12 protein-coding genes are annotated in these 16,542 nt (G+C 61.2%); 1 reads left to right on the forward strand and 11 read right to left on the reverse strand.

Annotation, left to right across the window (positions count from 1 at the left end):
- Window positions 1-3: 3 nt before the first annotated feature.
- Window positions 4-1,746 (forward strand): PTS fructose-like transporter subunit IIB, encoded by a 1,743-nt coding sequence (locus GE543_RS26095; RefSeq protein ID WP_153222696.1) that lies wholly within the window; start codon window positions 4-6, stop codon window positions 1,744-1,746.
- 39 nt (window positions 1,747-1,785) lie between these two features.
- On the opposite strand, the gene GE543_RS26100 is transcribed toward GE543_RS26095, so the two are convergent.
- The 11 genes from GE543_RS26100 to gluQRS all read right to left on the reverse strand — a co-directional run bounded on the left by GE543_RS26100 (window position 1,786) and on the right by gluQRS (window position 16,308).
- Complete coding sequence (locus tag GE543_RS26100; RefSeq protein ID WP_153222697.1) at window positions 1,786-2,964, reverse strand: acetyl-CoA C-acetyltransferase; 1,179 nt, start codon at window positions 2,962-2,964, stop codon at window positions 1,786-1,788.
- A gap of 107 nt (window positions 2,965-3,071) precedes the next feature.
- Window positions 3,072-3,938, reverse strand: coding sequence for an oxygenase MpaB family protein (locus tag GE543_RS26105; protein WP_103690059.1), 867 nt, complete (start codon window positions 3,936-3,938; stop codon window positions 3,072-3,074).
- 417 nt (window positions 3,939-4,355) lie between these two features.
- Window positions 4,356-6,020, reverse strand: a complete 1,665-nt coding sequence (gene pgi / locus GE543_RS26110; RefSeq protein WP_004409985.1) for a glucose-6-phosphate isomerase — start codon at window positions 6,018-6,020, stop codon at window positions 4,356-4,358.
- A 253-nt stretch (window positions 6,021-6,273) separates the two neighbouring features.
- Window positions 6,274-7,125 carry a pantoate--beta-alanine ligase gene (gene panC / locus GE543_RS26115; RefSeq protein WP_153222698.1) on the reverse strand — a complete coding sequence of 284 codons (852 nt, stop codon included), beginning with the start codon at window positions 7,123-7,125 and terminating at the stop codon, window positions 6,274-6,276.
- Window positions 7,122-7,922 carry a 3-methyl-2-oxobutanoate hydroxymethyltransferase gene (gene panB, locus GE543_RS26120; RefSeq protein WP_024664032.1) on the reverse strand — a complete coding sequence of 267 codons (801 nt, stop codon included), beginning with the start codon at window positions 7,920-7,922 and terminating at the stop codon, window positions 7,122-7,124. Before panB ends, panC begins: the two co-directional genes overlap by 4 nt.
- Before the next feature lie 228 nt (window positions 7,923-8,150).
- On the reverse strand, window positions 8,151-8,657 hold the full coding sequence (gene folK, locus GE543_RS26125; protein WP_368990273.1) for a 2-amino-4-hydroxy-6-hydroxymethyldihydropteridine diphosphokinase: 507 nt from the start codon (window positions 8,655-8,657) through the stop codon (window positions 8,151-8,153).
- Window positions 8,650-10,053: a polynucleotide adenylyltransferase PcnB gene (locus GE543_RS26130; RefSeq protein ID WP_003345072.1), complete on the reverse strand. Its 1,404-nt coding sequence runs from the start codon at window positions 10,051-10,053 to the stop codon at window positions 8,650-8,652. The genes folK and GE543_RS26130 overlap by 8 nt, the downstream gene beginning before the upstream one ends.
- A gap of 698 nt (window positions 10,054-10,751) precedes the next feature.
- On the reverse strand, window positions 10,752-12,185 hold the full coding sequence (locus GE543_RS26135; protein ID WP_153222699.1) for a sigma-54 dependent transcriptional regulator: 1,434 nt from the start codon (window positions 12,183-12,185) through the stop codon (window positions 10,752-10,754).
- A gap of 22 nt (window positions 12,186-12,207) precedes the next feature.
- Window positions 12,208-15,162 (reverse strand): sensor histidine kinase, encoded by a 2,955-nt coding sequence (locus tag GE543_RS26140; RefSeq protein ID WP_004415167.1) that lies wholly within the window; start codon window positions 15,160-15,162, stop codon window positions 12,208-12,210.
- The gene (locus GE543_RS26145; RefSeq protein WP_002552060.1) at window positions 15,146-15,322 is read right to left on the reverse strand and encodes a hypothetical protein; all 177 of its coding nucleotides are present in this window, start codon (window positions 15,320-15,322) and stop codon (window positions 15,146-15,148) included. The genes GE543_RS26140 and GE543_RS26145 overlap by 17 nt, the downstream gene beginning before the upstream one ends.
- A 98-nt stretch (window positions 15,323-15,420) precedes the next feature.
- On the reverse strand, window positions 15,421-16,308 hold the full coding sequence (gluQRS, locus tag GE543_RS26150) for a tRNA glutamyl-Q(34) synthetase GluQRS (protein ID WP_153222700.1): 888 nt from the start codon (window positions 16,306-16,308) through the stop codon (window positions 15,421-15,423).
- Between the last annotated feature and the right edge of the window lie 234 nt (window positions 16,309-16,542).

The raw sequence follows: 16,542 nt of genomic DNA on the forward strand, positions 1-16,542 counted from the left end.
GTCATGAAGTTAGCCATAGTTACGGCCTGCCCGAACGGCAAGGTCAGCAGCGTACTCAGCGCACGATTGCTCGAAGCGGCGGCCCTGCGCCAGGGCTGGGAAACCAGCGTCGAAATCATCGACCCCAACAAGGCCGATCAACAGTTGTCCACCCAGGACATCGAAGCTGCCGATCTTGTTCTGGTGGTCAATACCGGTCCTGTGGACTTGAGCCGCTTTGTCGGCAAGCGCCTGTTTCAGGATTCGCCTGCGCATGCGTTGCAGGATGTCGACAGCTTTCTGCAGCGCGCCGAGCGAGAAGCCCAGGTGCATGTAGCGTCCGAAGCAGCGGCGCCTCAGGCAAGCGGTGATACGGGCGCGCAACCGCGCATCGTCGCGATCACCGCTTGTCCGACCGGCGTCGCGCACACGTTCATGGCGGCCGAAGCGATCCAGCAGGCTGCCAAACGTCTGAATTACGACCTGCAAGTCGAAACCCAAGGCTCGGTAGGTGCGCGCAACCCGCTCAGCGCCAAGGCCATCGCCGAAGCCGACGTGGTGCTGCTGGCGGCGGATATTGAGGTCAACACCGACCGCTTTGCCGGCAAGAAGATCTACCGTTGCGGCACCGGGATCGCGCTCAAGCAGTCCGAAGCGACCCTGAAAAAGGCCCTGGCGGAAGGGCAGGTGGAGTCCGATGAGGCCGCCGCCAAGTCGCCGGCCAGACAAGAGAAGGCGGGCGTCTACAAGCACCTGCTGACCGGCGTGTCGTTCATGCTGCCGATGGTCGTGGCGGGCGGGCTGTTGATCGCTCTTTCCTTCGTGTTCGGTATCACTGCGTTCAAAGAGCCGGGCACGCTGGCTGCGGCACTGATGCAGATCGGTGGGGAAGCGGCGTTCAAACTGATGGTGCCGTTGCTGGCCGGTTACATCGCCTATTCGATTGCTGACCGTCCGGGGCTGGCACCCGGCATGATCGGTGGTCTGTTGGCGAGTACGCTGGGTGCCGGGTTCATCGGCGGTATCGTTGCAGGCTTCCTGGCCGGTTACAGTGCTGCGGCGATCAACCGCTACGCACGTCTGCCGGCCAGCGTCGAAGCGCTCAAGCCGATTCTGATCATCCCGTTGCTGTCGAGCCTGTTCACCGGTCTGGTGATGATCTACGTGGTCGGCAAGCCGGTTGCCGGGATGCTCGAAGCGTTGACGCACTTCCTCGACAGCATGGGCACCACCAACGCGATCCTGTTGGGCGTGGTGCTGGGCGCAATGATGTGCGTCGACCTCGGTGGGCCGATCAACAAGGCGTCCTATGCGTTCTCGGTCGGTTTGCTGGCATCCCAGAGCTATGCGCCGATGGCCACCGCCATGGCTGCCGGTATGGTGCCGCCTATCGGTATGGGCATCGCCACGATCCTGGCTCGCCGCAAGTTCGCCCAGAGCGAGCGTGAGGCAGGCAAGGCGGCGTTCGTGCTGGGGCTGTGCTTCATCTCGGAAGGTGCCATTCCCTTCGCTGCCAAGGACCCGTTGCGGGTGATTCCGGCCAGTGTCGTGGGTGGTGCGCTGACCGGTGCGTTGTCGATGTACTTCGGCTGCAAGCTGATGGCACCGCATGGTGGCCTGTTCGTGATGCTGATCCCCAACGCGATCAACCATGCGCTGCTTTATCTGCTGGCGATCATCGCCGGCAGTGTCCTGACCGGCGTGATCTACGCGTTGATCAAGCGTCCGGAGCCCGCTGACATGGAAGTGGCGCCCGCAGCCGCCTGATGACGCAAGGCGCGGGCTGTCCCGCGCCTTCTTCCTGCTCTAGCGTTCGAGCGCCAGAGCAACCCCCTGACCACCACCGATGCACAGCGTGGCCAGGCCCTTCTTCACATCCCGCCTGATCATTTCGTGCAGCAGTGTCACCAGCACGCGGCAGCCCGACGCGCCAATCGGGTGGCCAAGGGCGATAGCGCCACCATTCACGTTGAGCTTTTGCGGATCCAGCCCCAACTCCTTGCCCACCGACAGGGACTGTGCGGCGAAGGCTTCGTTGGCTTCGATCAGGTCCAGTTCGGCCAGCGACCAGCCAGCCTTGTCCAGGCAGCGACGCGTGGCGCTGACCGGTCCGATGCCCATGATGGCCGGGTCGACACCGGCGTTGGCATAGGCGGCGATGCGCGCCAGCACCGGCAGGCCCAGTTGCTCGGCTCTGGCGGCACTCATCAGCATCACGGCGGCAGCCCCGTCGTTCAGCGATGAAGCATTGCCGGCGGTGACCGTGCCGTCCTTTTTGAAGGCGGGCTTGAGCTTGGCCAGGGTCTCGGCGGTGGTGCCGGCGCGGGGTTGTTCGTCTGTTGCAAAGGACAGCGGATCACCCTTGCGTTGCGGGATCAGGATCGGGGTGATCTCATCGACGAAGCGTCCGGCTTCAATCGCAGCCATCGCCTTCTGCTGGGACAGGGCTGCGAACTCATCCTGGGCTTCACGGCTGATGTCGTACTGCTGCGCGAGGTTCTCGGCGGTGATGCCCATGTGGTAATCATTGAATGCATCCCACAGGCCGTCAGTGATCATCGTATCGACCATGCTGGCGTGGCCCATGCGCAATCCGGTGCGTGCGCCCGGCAGCACGTAGTTGGACAGGCTCATGTTTTCCTGACCGCCGGCGATGATGATCTCGGCGTCGCCGCAACGAATCGCCTGGGTCGCCAGGTGCAGGGCCTTGAGGCCAGAGCCGCAGACCTTGTTCAGGGTCATGGCCGGTACCGAGAAGGGCAGGCCGGCCTTGATGGCTGCCTGCCGCGCAGGGTTCTGACCAGCGCCTGCGGTCAGCACCTGACCCATGATGACTTCATCGACCTGCGCGCCATCCACGCCGGTGCGGGCAAGCAGTTGACGAATGACCGCTGCGCCGAGGTCGACTGCGGCGACAGAGGCCAGTGAGCCCTGAAAACTGCCCACGGCGGTACGGGTGGCGGCGACGATAACGACGTCGTGCATGGTGCTGATCCTCATTGTTATTGAGCGCTCATGGTGGCACAGATAGGCAGGCAGGTTCCAACCGTGAACCGCCCGGTCACGGTTTGCCGAAAACCGTCATGCCTCGTTCAAACGTCCATGCGGCGTCTGGCACGTTGCGCCGATCCGTCGCGCACGGCCCAGCGCAGAATGGGCGCAGTGCTGTTGACGCCCTGGCGGATCATCCGGCGTTTGAAGGGGCTTTGCGTGACGTCGAGCATGTCGCTGGCCCAGTCTGGCAGCAGCTCGATACCGGCGCGCATCATCAACACGCCAAACGGCTTGGCCAGCCAGTTGGGTGCGGGGGCATCGAGCAGCAGGCGCATTACTTCGCGGCTGCGCGCGTCACACACCAGTTGGCCGCGAATGTCTGCCAGGTAGTCAGCAATGGCCTGACGCGAGCGCGGAACGTTGCGCGCGCCGAGTCGCTCGGCCACCAGCGCTGTTTCAGCGTAGTACGCGTCCTGAGCGGCAAGCGGCATGTCCGGGCTCAGATAGCGCACATGCGCTGCGAGGAAGCTGCTGACTTCGGCCACATGCACCCAGGTCAGCAAATCCGGATCGCTGGCGGCATACGGCCGGCCATCGGGCGCGGTGCCGACGATGTTCAGGTGAATGTTGCGGACCTTGTCGATCAGCCAGTTGGCATCGCGCGTGGAGCCATAGGTGGTGCCGGACAGAAACTGCCCGGTACGCCGCAGGCGGCCAAGCATGTCCTGACGAAAGTTGGAGTGGTCCCAGATGCCTGCCAGCGCCAGCGGGTGCAGCGCCTGCAGCATCAATGCACTGATGCCACCGACCAGCATGCTGGTGAAGTCGCCATGCACCTCCCAGCACACCGCCTGAGGGCCAAACAGACCCGGGTCGCCCTTGGGGTTCTCCAGATCCAGTTGACCCAGGGCCAGGCCGGTAAGGCTGATGACCTGGTTTTCGATGCGGGTGCGGATGAATTCCATGTCGAGCTCGGGCACCGGGGAGGGAAGTACGGCAAAGAGACTTTTGTGGTAACGGACCGTGCGACCCTTCGCTTGCTTGCGAAAGGGCCGGTACATCCGCTAAAGATGTATCACTCGAAATAAAGCTTTCGCGAACAAGTTCGCTCCTACAAAAGCCCCGTTTCCCCTACTCATCAAGACTTCCACAAGGAGAGTGTACATACGCTGAAGATGTACAGGGCTTCTGCCCGCAGGGCGTGGGAGCGAACTTGTTCGCGAAAGGGCCTGTGCAGTCGCAGAAGTTTCTGCGTCTGACATAACGCCTTCGCGAAAAAGGCGGATCGCCGCCCCGGTCGCTCCTACAAAAGCTCCGTTTCCCCTACTCATCAAAACTTCTGCGTAACGCTGAGCGCAGAGCGTGGGAACGAGAGGGACAAATCAGCCGCGGTGACGGCCGCGGAAGTAGTTGATCAGGCCTTGGGTCGATGCATCGTCAGCCGGCTCTTCGGTGCCGCCGGTCAGGCGCTGGTACACCGCCTTGCCCATTTCCTTGCCCAGCTCCACACCCCATTGGTCGAAGGCGTTGGTGCCCCAGATCACGCTCTGTACAAACACCTTGTGTTCATACATGGCCACCAGCGCGCCAAGACGACGCGGGCTGATGCGCTCGACCACCAGCGTGTTGCTCGGACGGTTGCCAGGGATGACCTTGTGCGGTGCCAGCTTCTGCACCTCTTGCTCGTCCATACCCTTCTCGCGCAGCTCGGCTTCGGCTTCTGCGCGGGTCTTGCCCATCATCAGTGCCTGGCTCTGCGACAGGCAGTTGGCGTACAGCCACTGGTGATGGTCGGCAACCGGGTTGAAGCTGACGATCGGCACAATGAAGTCGGCCGGAATCATTTGCGTGCCTTGGTGCAGCAACTGGTGGTAAGCGTGCTGACCATTGGCACCCACGCCGCCCCAGATCACCGGTCCGGTGTCGGTCGACGTCGGCGTACCGTCCTGACGGACGCTCTTGCCGTTGGATTCCATGTCCAGCTGTTGCAAGTGCTTGGTGATGTTACGCAGGTAGTGATCGTACGGCAGGATCGCGTGGCTTTGTGCGCCCCAGAAATTGCCATACCAGACGCCCAGCAAGCCCAGCAACACCGGCATGTTCTGCTCGAACGGCGCGCTCTGGAAATGCTGGTCCATGGTGTAGGCACCGGACAGCAGTTCCTTGAAGTTGGACATGCCGATGGCCAGCGCGATAGGCAGACCGATGGCCGACCACAGCGAATAGCGACCGCCGACCCAGTCCCACATCGGGAAGATGTTTTCTTCACGGATGCCGAATGCCACGGCCGCTGCGTTATTGCTGGACACCGCGATGAAGTGGCGATGCAGTTCGACTTCCGAGCCGCCCTGCGCCAGGTACCAGGCACGTGCGGCCTGTGCGTTTTTCAGGGTTTCCAGCGTGTTGAAGGATTTCGACGAGACGATGAACAGCGTGGTCTCGGCACGAATCTTCATCGACAGCTCATGGAACTCGCTGCCGTCGATGTTGGCCAGGTAATGGCAGCGGACACCTTTGTGCGCGTAGGCCACCAGCGCTTCGGAGACCAGCTCCGGGCCGAGGAACGAGCCGCCGATGCCGATGTTCACCACGTCGGTGATCGGTTTTTCGGTGTAACCGCGCCACAGGCCGTCATGGATGCGGCCGACCAGTTCGGTCATCTGATTGAGTACGCGGTGTACGTCCGGCATCACATCGACGCCGTTGACTTTCAATTTGTCGCCGACCGGGCGTCGCAGAGCGGTGTGCAGGGCAGGGCGGCCTTCGGATGAGTTGACCAGCTCGCCGTCATACTGAGCCTTGATCGCATCCTTGAGGCCCACTTCGCCCGCCAGGCTGACCAACAGGTCGCGGGTCTCGGTGGTGATCAGGTTTTTGGAGTAATCGAGAAACAGGCCAGCGCTGCTGAGAGTGAATTGGCTGAAGCGCTGCGGGTCGGTGTTGAACGCTTCGCGCATGCTGAAGTTCTGCATGGCCTGGCGGTGTTTGTTCAACGCTTGCCAGGCGGGCAGAGCGGTCACATCGGAAGGAGTGCGGTAGTACGCCATCGCTGCGGGTTTCCTTTAACTGGTTCTGTCTTTGGATATTCTTGGAGCGAGGTCGCAAGCTTTCTCACGGGCTACACATCGCAGACTACCCTTCGCGTACCTGTTTGTCTGCGCCTCGCCTTACATGACCCCGGTACTTTTTCGCACACAGGCAACCGGGGTTTTGTCTCGAATACTGCCGGTTGTGGTTCAGGCAACCTGTACCGGTATGGCATTACCGGTGTGTCTTAGTTCATTGCCAGCGCACATCCGGTCAGCTTCTGGTCAGGTGCAGGTTGTCGATCAAGCGGGTTTTGCCCAGGAATGCCGCTGCGAGGATGACCACGTTGCGATTGTCGGCAGTCGTCGCACGCAGGCTGGTGGCATCGCGTATCTCCAGGTAGTCGATACGAAAACCGGCAGCCTCCAGTTGCTGCTTCTTGCTTGCCAGCAGCGCGTCGAAATCCTGCTCGCCGGCCTTGATCGCGTCGGCGATCTGGCGGATCGCCTGATACAGCGCGGGTGCAGCGGCGCGCTGATCTTCGCTCAGATAACCGTTGCGCGAGGACAGCGCCAGGCCGTCGTCGGCACGTACCGTCGGTTCGCCGATGATCTGGATCGGCATGTTCAGATCACGGACCATGGCCCGGATCACGGCCAGTTGCTGGAAGTCTTTCTCACCAAAGATCGCCAGGTCAGGCTGCACCATGTTGAACAGCTTGCTGACCACGGTGGCGACACCTTCGAAATGGCCGGGACGGCTGGCGCCACACAGGCCTTGCGACAGGTGCGGCACGCTGACCAGTGTCTGGTCGGCCATGCCGTGCGGGTAGATTTCTTCGACGCTTGGGGTGAACAGCAGGTTGCAACCGGCCTGCAGGAGTTTTTCCTGATCGGCAGCCAGCGTGCGAGGGTAGGTGGCCAGGTCTTCGTTGGGGCCGAACTGCAGCGGATTGACGAAAATAGTGGCGACCACGAAATCGGCACGCTGCGCCGCCTTGGTGACCAGCGCGGCGTGGCCGCTGTGCAGGTTGCCCATCGTCGGGGTCAGCGCGATCCGCTTGCCTTCGCTGCGTGCCCGCGCAACAGCGGCGCGCAGGTCCTGTACGGTTTTTACTGTGTTCATGCCGAGAATCCGTGTTCAGTGGCCGGAAAGCTGACGTCTTTGACTGCGGCCACGTAGGCCCGGATAGCCGACTGTATATCGGGTTGTCCGGTCATGAAGTTTTTCACGAACTTGGGCACGCGCCCGGTGATGGACAGGCCGAGCATGTCGTGCAGCACCAGGACCTGACCATCAGTGGCGCTACCGGCGCCAATGCCGATGACCGGGACCTTCACCGCCTGGGTGATTTCCTCGGCGAGTTCGCTGGGCACGCACTCCAGCAGGATCATCGCTGCGCCCGCCTGTTCCAGTGCGATGGCATCGGCGCGCATCTGCCGCGCCTGCGCTTCCAGCCGGCCCTGAACCTTGTAGCCGCCCAGCACGTTGACGGCCTGTGGGGTCAGGCCCATGTGCGCGCACACCGGAATGCCGCGCTCGGCCAGCAAACGGATCGACTCGGCCAGCCAGGCAGCGCCTTCGACCTTGATCATGTGTGCGCCCGCCTGCATCAGCGTCGCGCTGTTGATCAGTGTCTGCTCCAGCGTCGCGTTGGCCATGAACGGCAGGTCGGCGAGAATCATCGCACCCTGGTTGCCGCGTTTCACACAGGCAACGTGGTACGCCGTTTCAGCCGTGGTAACAGGCAGGGTGCTGTCGTGACCCTGCAGGACCATGCCCAGTGAGTCGCCTATCAGCAGCACTTCGACACCCTCTTGGGAGGCTGTGTGGGCGAAGGTTGCGTCGTAGCAGGTCAGCATGGTGATTTTCTCACCCTTCTGCTTCATGGCCAGCAGCGACGTAACGGTTATGTTCGGCATGTAAAGTCCTCCATCAGGCGCTGTGAAGACGGGTGCTCAGCGCGTGAGAGTCATCCTGGAAAAGCAGGCACACCGTCGTGTCGCGGTGTTTTGCAAAGGCCTGTTTCGCGCCCGTTCGCCTGTGGTGTGGCGGCGGGAGGCCTATCTTCGTGAGGAGGGGGCGTGAAGTCAATTGAAGGTGTTACCTGTGCGTCGGAGCGGTTACACCGGCGCGGTGACAGACAGGCTTCATGCCTCGGCGGGCAGACGCTCAAGACCTGTGAACGGGCATTCATCGAGCAGACGATTCAGCGGGCGGCCGTCGGCCAGTGTCAGCCCCGGAGCCAGCTCTGCCAGCGGGTACAGCACGAAGGCCCTGGCCTGCATGTGGTAATGCGGCACCTTGAGGCGTGGCTCGTCGATCAGACGGTCGCCAAACAGCAGGATATCGAGGTCCAGCGTGCGCGGCCCCCAGCGTTCGTGGCGTTCGCGGCCCTGATCCAGCTCGATGGCCTGTAGCGCATCAAGCAGCGTCAGGGGCGCCAGAGCGGTGTCGATTGCCGCAACGGCATTGGTGAAGCGCGGTTGGCCGGGCAGTAGCGAGTCGCTGATATAGAAGGACGACACACCGCTCAACTGACAATCGGGCAATTGCGCAATGGCCTTGAGGGCGCTGCGCAATTGCTCGGCCGGGTCAGCCAGGTTGCTGCCCAGACCGATATACACGCGTTCAATGGCCAACAGCGGTTCATTCACCGCTTTGCGCCTCGCCCGTGGTGCGCTTGCGTTTGGCGCCGCTGTTACGACGACGCTTGCGCGGGGCTGTGCCCGCCGCTTCAGGCTTGTTGCTCAGGTCGCGAATCATGTCGCGGCGTTCGCTGTCGTTGCAGTCCTGATAATCGGTCCACCACTGGCCCAGACCGTCGGTCTGCTCGCCCGCGGTTTCACGCAACAGCAGGAAGTCGTAGCCCGCACGGAACCTCGAGTTGTCGAGCAGCAGGTCGGCGCGTTTGCCCGAACGGCGCGGCAGGCGCTCCTGCATGTCCCAGATCTCGCGGATCGGCAGCGTGAAGCGCTTGGGAATCGCGATGCGCTGGCACTGCTCGATGATCAGTTCGTGAGCGGCTTCCTGCATCGCTGCGATCGGTGGCATGCCGCGTTCCTGGGCGCGCAGCACCTTGGCCGGCAGCGCAGGCCAGAGCAGGGCAGCGAACAGGAACGCCGGTGTGACCGGTTTGTTCTGCTTGATGCGCAGGTCGGTATTGATCAACGCATTGCTGATCAGCGTATGGGTGTAGGTCGGGTTGTATTCCAGGGCCTTGGAGCTGGCCGGGAACAACGGTTCGAACAGTTCCAGGTCCACCAGCATTTCAAAAGTGGGGGCGGCGTGTCCGGAGAGGAACAGTTTGAGCACTTCCTCGAACAGGCGTGCCGACGGAATGTCACGCAGCATCGGCGCCAGTGCGCGGATCGGTTGGGCGCTGTGCTTCTCGATGCCGAAGTCCAGCTTGGCCGCGAAACGCACGGCACGCAGCATGCGCACCGGGTCTTCTTTATAACGCTGCTCCGGATCGCCGATCAGGCGGATCAGGCGATTGCGGATGTCATGCACGCCGTTGGCGTAATCCAGAACGCGCTCGCTGACCGGGTCGTAGTAAAGCGCGTTGATCGTGAAGTCACGACGCTGGGCGTCTTCTTCAAGCGTGCCGTACACGTTGTCACGCAGGATGCGTCCGCTTTCATTGCGCGAGGACTGGTTGCTGTCCTCTTCTTCGTCATCCTGAGGATGATTGGCGCGGAACGTCGCCACTTCGATGATTTCGCGACCGAAATGGATGTGCACCAGTTTGAACCGGCGGCCGATGATCCGCGCGTTGCGGAATTCGGCACGCACCTGTTCTGGCGTGGCGCTGGTGGCGACGTCGAAATCCTTGGGCGTGATATTGAGCATCATGTCGCGTACACAGCCGCCGACCAGATAGGCCTGGTAGCCGGCATTCTGCAAGCGCTCGACAATATTCACGGCATAGCGGCTGAACTGACTGCGTTGCAGCGAATGTTGGCTGCTGTTGAGCACTTCAGGCGTGGTGCGCGTATGTTGCTGCGGTTTGCGCAGTGGGGAACGAAATGACTGGAACAACTTCTTCAGCATGGGATGCACTGTTTGAAGGAATATTCGGCCAAAAACGTGGAATGACCGCATGATGGGCGGGGATTCTAGCATTTAGTCGAGTGATGGTGTAGGAAGCTGTCGCGGAAGGGTAAACGATGGCGCGGATCAAGGCGGGGAAGCTACTGGGGGAGCCGAAGCTCCCCCAAAGTGTGTGCTCTTTATTATTGTTTTCTGCCTGGGCTTCTTGTTTTTGTTGAGTGCCCATTCACGAGACTTGCGTCTGTGAAACCTCCCAGTCGGGAGTCAAGAGCAAACGGATTGCTTTGGTCGCTGCGTTGCAATGATCATTCGATCCAACCAGTTCAGGCGCTACCTAAGGGTAGTTTTTGTTGTTCTCGGCCTGGTTGCGGGGCAAGCCCCAAATACAACTCCTCTCCAAAAGAATCAGTTAGCTGCGCCTCCGCCGTGTTGTTCTTGTTATGCGTGAGTCGATTCGTATTGTTTTTATTGTGGGTGTCGTACTGCTTGTTGTTCTTCTTGTACTAAGCATATAGCAGAAGCTGTGCCAACTTTTGCCAAGCCCCGTAAACCGGGGCTTGGCGGGCAGCAGGGCGTTTTTGCGCACACAAAAAAGCCGGGCCTGCGTTACCGTAAGACCCGGCTTTTGTTACGTGAAACGCTTGAGGTAACAGTTTGTCCCCGCCCTGCGCACCGCGTGCCAGAGCCTTGGGCTGATTTTATGTCTCGCTGGCCACGCCCTTGCGCCGCGGGATACCCAGACGCTGACGGCGTTCCCACAGGCATTTGCGACTGACGCCCAGTTTGCGCGCCAGCTCGGTTTCAGTCATGTGGTCCTGATGCTCCAGAACGAAGTGCTGAAAATAGTCTTCGAGCGACAGGTCTTCGGCGGGCTCGTTGCCCGACGAGCCGGAAGAGCCCGGTAACGGCGCCATGCCCATGTACTCGTCGTCATCCAGACCGTCGAGCTCGATGTCGATACCCAGCAGGTCAGCGGTGATTTCCGGGTTCTCGCAGAGAATCACCGCGCGCTCCACTGCGTTTTCCAGCTCGCGTACGTTACCCGGCCAGCTGTAATGGCGGATCGCTTGTTCGGCGTCGTGTGCAAATTTGAGGTCGTCGCGTCCGACCTTGCTGCTTTGACGGACCAGGAACGCACGGGCTATTTCCAGGATGTCGTTGCCACGTTCGCGCAACGCCGGGAGTTTCAGGGCGATGACGTGCAGGCGATAGAACAGGTCTTCACGAAACTCGCCATTTTTAGCCAGTGTTTTCAGGTCCCGGTGGGTCGCGGCGATCAGGCGCACGTCGACCTTTTGCGATTGCACCGAGCCGACGCGACGAATCTCGCCTTCCTGCAACACGCGCAGCAGGCGAGCCTGGGCTTCCAGCGGCAGTTCGCCGATCTCATCGAGAAACAGCGTGCCACCGTCAGCGGCCTCGACCAGACCTGCACGGCCTGCGCTGGCTCCGGTGAACGCGCCTTTCTCGTGACCGAACAGTTCGGACTCGATCAGCGATTCTGGAATGGCCGCACAGTTGACGGAAATCATCGGTGCCTTGGCGCGGCGTGAGAGGTTGTGCAGGGCGCGGGCGACCAGTTCCTTACCAGTGCCTGACTCCCCTTGAATCAGGACATTGGAATCCGTCGGGGCCACTTTGCGGATCTTGCTGTAGAGATCCAGCATGGGCGGGCATGAGCCGATGATGCCGATTTCGCCGTTATGGTTCTGAGCCGGGCTTTTTTCAGCACTGCTGGTCCTCGCGGTGGCGCTGCGTTCGTCCTGAAGGTGCTTGACCGTCTGCCGATCACGCAGGATCCGCGAGACCGCCTGGAGCATTTCATCGTGATCGAAGGGTTTGGCGATGTAGTCCACCGCGCCCATCTTCATCGAATCGACTGCCGAGCGCAGGCTCGCGTAACTGGTCATGATCAGCACCGGTTTGCCTTCGCCGAGCTTGATCAGCTCGGTGCCGGGTGCGCCGGGCAGGCGCAGGTCGCTGACGATCAGATCGAACGACGGGATGCTGAAGCGTTCCTGAGCCTCTTGAACGGAGCCGGCTTCACTGACTTCATACTGGTTGCGTTCAAGCAGGCGACGCAGGGCTGAGCGGATAATCGTTTCGTCTTCGACGATCAAAATATGCGGCATTGATTCAGTTCTCTCGACGGTCTCAGTTCGCGGTGGACGTCGCGTCGACATGGCGTGGCAAGGTCACCCGAATACGGGTTCCACGCTGCTGCTCGGGATCGGCCGGGCTGTCGATGGTGATTTGTCCATAATGCTCTTCAACGATGGAATAGACCAGCGCCAGGCCAAGTCCGGTTCCCTCGCCAGGATCCTTGGTGGTGAAGAACGGCTCGAACAATCGGTCCATGATTGCCTTTGAAATCCCACTGCCTTCGTCTTCGACGATCAAGTCCACAGTGTGCTCGGATACTTCGCTTCTGACCCTGACTGCACTGCCTGCCGGGGAGGCATCACGGGCGTTGGAGAGCAGATTGATCAACACCTGCGCCAGCCGCTGCGAATCGCCGACAGCCCAATGCTCGGGGTTGCACAGGTTGTAGAAGTGTACTTCGAAATTGCGCCGGTTCAGCGCCAGCAGACCAATAGCATCCTGGGCCACCACGGCCAGACAAACGGCTTCGTCGCTATGCTGATGAGCGCCCGCGTGGGCAAAGCTCATCAATGACTGGACGATGCGCGATACGCGTTTGGTCTGTTCGAGAATCTGGCTGCTGATTTCCTTGAGTTCGCCGTCTTCTTCGCGTTCTTCGCGCAGGTTCTGGGCGAGACAGGCAATACCGGTGATCGGATTGCCGATCTCGTGCGCTACACCGGCGGCCAGTCGGCCAATACTTGCCAAGCGTTCCGAATGCACCAGCTTGTCTTCGAGCATCTGCGTGTCGGTCAGGTCTTCGACCAGCACCACCAGCCCGCTGTTGCCTGGCGCCAGAGGCTCGTTGATGGCTGCCTTGTGCAGGTTGAGCCAGCGTGTCTGGCCGTCCAGACCGAGCTTCTGCTTGTGCAAATGCTCATCGGGCAGGCTGGTAAAACCGGTCAGCAGGCCCTTCCACGGCTCGGCAATGGTTTCCAGTCGCGAGCCGACCACACGCTGCGCGACGATGCCGGTCAATTCTTCCATGGCCCTGTTCCACATCAGGATCTCCTGATCTTCGGCCAGCGAGCAGACGCCCATCGGCAGTTCTTGAAGGGTCTGGCGGTGGTAACGACGCAGGGCATCGAGTTCGGCGGCAAGGCCGGTGAGGCGCGAATGGTAGTCCTCAAGCCGGCTTTCAATGAAATGTATGTCTTCGGTGACGTATTTTTCGCTGCCCGATTTGTACGGCAGAAAGGTTTCCACCATGTCCTGGGCAACGCTCGGCCCCATCAGCCCGGACAGGTTGGCCTCGATGCGGTCGCGCAGGCGGCGCAGGGCATAAGGGCGGCGCTCGTCGAAGGGCAGGTAGAGATCGCGCAGTGCTTGCTCGACCTCTTTCTGTGCGGCTTTCGCGCCCAGTGGTTTGGCCAGTTGGGTAGCGAACTCCTGCGGCGACACAGCATGCAGTTCACGGCGCTGTGGGCGACGCACGTTGTCGACTGCGCAGGCCTCGGCGGCCCCGGCTTCTTCAGGGCTGGCATTGGTGAACAGCGAGATCAGGGTGAACAGCAAGACGTTTGCGGCCAGCGAGGCGATGGCTGCCATGTGCCAGCTGGTGTCGTCCAGCACATAGATCATGTTCAGCCAGGGAATATAGAAGCCCTGCAGGTTGCCGATCAGCGGCAACAGCATGCTGACTGCCCAGACCGAAATGCCGGCCAGCAGCCCGGCGATGAAGCCGCGTCGGTTGGCGGTCGGCCAGTACAGTACCGACAGCACGCCCGGCAGGAATTGCAGGGTCGCAACGAAGGCGACGATGCCCAGATTGGCCAGGTCCTGCTGAGCGCCGAGCATCAGGTAGAAGCCGTAACCCAGCGCGATGATCGCCACGATCAGTCCGCGTCGTGTCCACTTCAGCCAGCGATAGATATTGCCCTCGGCGGGTGGCTGATACAGCGGCAGCACCAGGTGATTGAGTGCCATGCCGGACAACGCCAGCGTGGTGACGATGATCAGCCCGCTAGCCGCCGACAGCCCGCCTATATAGGCGAGCAGGGCCAGAGACTTGCTATTGGCGGCGATGCCGATGCCGAGCGTGAAATATTCCGGGCTGGTGGTGGCGCCGAGCTTGAGCCCGGCCCAGAGGATCAGCGGCACTGCGAGGCTGATCAACAGCAGAAACAGCGGCAGACCCCAGCTGGCGCTGACCAGCGAGCGCGGGTTGAGGTTTTCCGTAAAGGTCATGTGATACATGTGCGGCATGACGATGGCCGAGGCGAAGAACACCAGCAGCAGCGTGCGCCACGGGCCTTCCTGCAAAGGCGTGTGCAGCGAGGCGAGGGCGGTCTGGTTCTGCAGCAGCCACAGTTCCAGTTGTTGCGGGCCGTCGAACACGCCATACAAGGCATACAGCCCGACGCCGCCTAGGGCGATCAGCTTGATCAGCGATTCAAAGGCGATGGCGAACACCAGGCCCTCGTGTTTCTCACGGGTCGCGATGTGCCGTGAGCCGAAGAAAATCGTGAACAGGGTGATCAGCGCGCAGAATGCCACCGCGACCCGATCCTGCACCGGCTCGCGGGTCAGAATGCCGATGGAGTCGGCGACCGCCTGAATCTGCAAAGCCAGCAGCGGCAGCACGCCGATCAGCATGAATACAGTGGTCAGCGCGCCGGCCCAGGTGCTGCGAAAACGGAAGGCGAACAGATCGGCCAGTGATGACAGCTGGTAGGTGCGGGTAATTCTGAGGATCGGGTAAAGCAGCACCGGCGCGAGGAGGAAGGCCCCGGACACCCCCAGATAACTGGACAGAAAGCCGTAGCCATACTGATAGGCCAGACCAACCGTGCCATAAAACGCCCAGGCGCTGGCGTAGACGCCCAGTGACAGGGTGTAGGTCAGCGGATGACGAATGATCCAGCGCGGAATCAGGCCATGTTCGCTGACCCAGGCTACGCCGAACAGCACCAACAGGTAGGCGGCGCTGACCAGCAGCATCTGCGTCAGACTAAAGCTCATCGGCATCTCGCTGGCTCTGCAGAATGAACGTCACCACAATCAGGATCAGCCACAACATGTAGGGCCGATACCAGGCACCGGTGGCATCGATCCACCAGTCCATGATGGCTGGAGAGAACAGATAAATGCCGACCACCAGAAGCAAAACCAACCGGTATATGTACATCTGGTCTCCCTGCGCTGGTAGATGAGGAGCGGCATGTTAACGGATGCCGGATAACCTGCAAGTATCCTTGCGTCGCAGTTTGCGGCGACCGCTCTGGATCAGTCTATCCGGGCTTCCTCAATATTGCGCAGTCGGGGTATCAGGTCAGCGTTCCAGTGACGTATGCCCCAGGCGAGCACTTCCTGCGCGGTGCCATCGGTCATGTGCGCATCGAGCGGCTGCCCCAATGCGCGCAAGGCCCGAAGCAGCAGCGGCGTCGCCTGATCGGCCGGCAGTGGTGGGGAGCGATAGGACTTGCCCAGCTTGTGACCATCGGGTTGGGTGATCAACGGTACATGCAGGTAGCGCGGTTGGGGCAGGCCCAGCAGTTCCTGCAGGTACAGCTGGCGGGGTGTCGAGTCGAGCAGGTCGGCACCGCGAACGATATCGGTGACACCTTGCCAGGCGTCGTCAATGACCACGGCCAGTTGATAGGCATATAGCCCATCGCGCCGGCGGATTACAAAGTCACCGCTTTCGCGGCCCAGGTGCATTTTGAAGGTGCCCTGAACCCGGTCTTCGAAGCGATATTCCAGCTCCGGAACGCGAATGCGGATTGCGGCGTTGTCCGGCGAATGCCCGGCATTTCGGCAGAAACCCGGATAGACACCCTGAAAGTCTTCGAGCTGTTTACGCGAGCAGGTGCAGGCGTAGGCCAGGCCGTGATTGAACCAGCGCTGGAGGATCTCGGCATAGGCGTCATGGCGCTCGCTTTGCCGGACTATCTGGCCGTCCCATTCAAAACCGTAGCGCTCGAGCGTTTCGAGAATCCCCGCCTGTGCGCCGGCCACTTCACGCGGCGGGTCGAGATCTTCCATGCGCAACAGCCACTGACCGTCTGCCGCGCGCGCATCGAGATAGGAGGCGAGGGCTGCGACCAGCGAGCCAAAATGCAGGTAACCACTGGGAGTCGGCGCAAAGCGCCCGATATAGGCCGGTTTTTTCATGGGCGGGATGTTACGGGTGACGGGCTTGGGCGGGCAAGTGGAACGCAGTGGGGGGTTATGCAGAGTCTTGTGCCAATGCTCCGCGTTGGCATGCAGTTCGTGGCGCTCTGCGTTACACAGCAGTTTTTCTTCGTCAGGTAAATTGGGGTTCGACTCAAGTCACCTTTTCGCCCCTCGGCGAGTTACTTTGATGGGGCCAAAGTAACCAAACCCCCTGGCTCCGTTTCCGGCCCG

Origin of the sequence: Pseudomonas sp. SZ57 (genome assembly GCF_009495975.1) — a bacterium.
GTDB lineage: Bacteria > Pseudomonadota > Gammaproteobacteria > Pseudomonadales > Pseudomonadaceae > Aquipseudomonas > Aquipseudomonas syringae.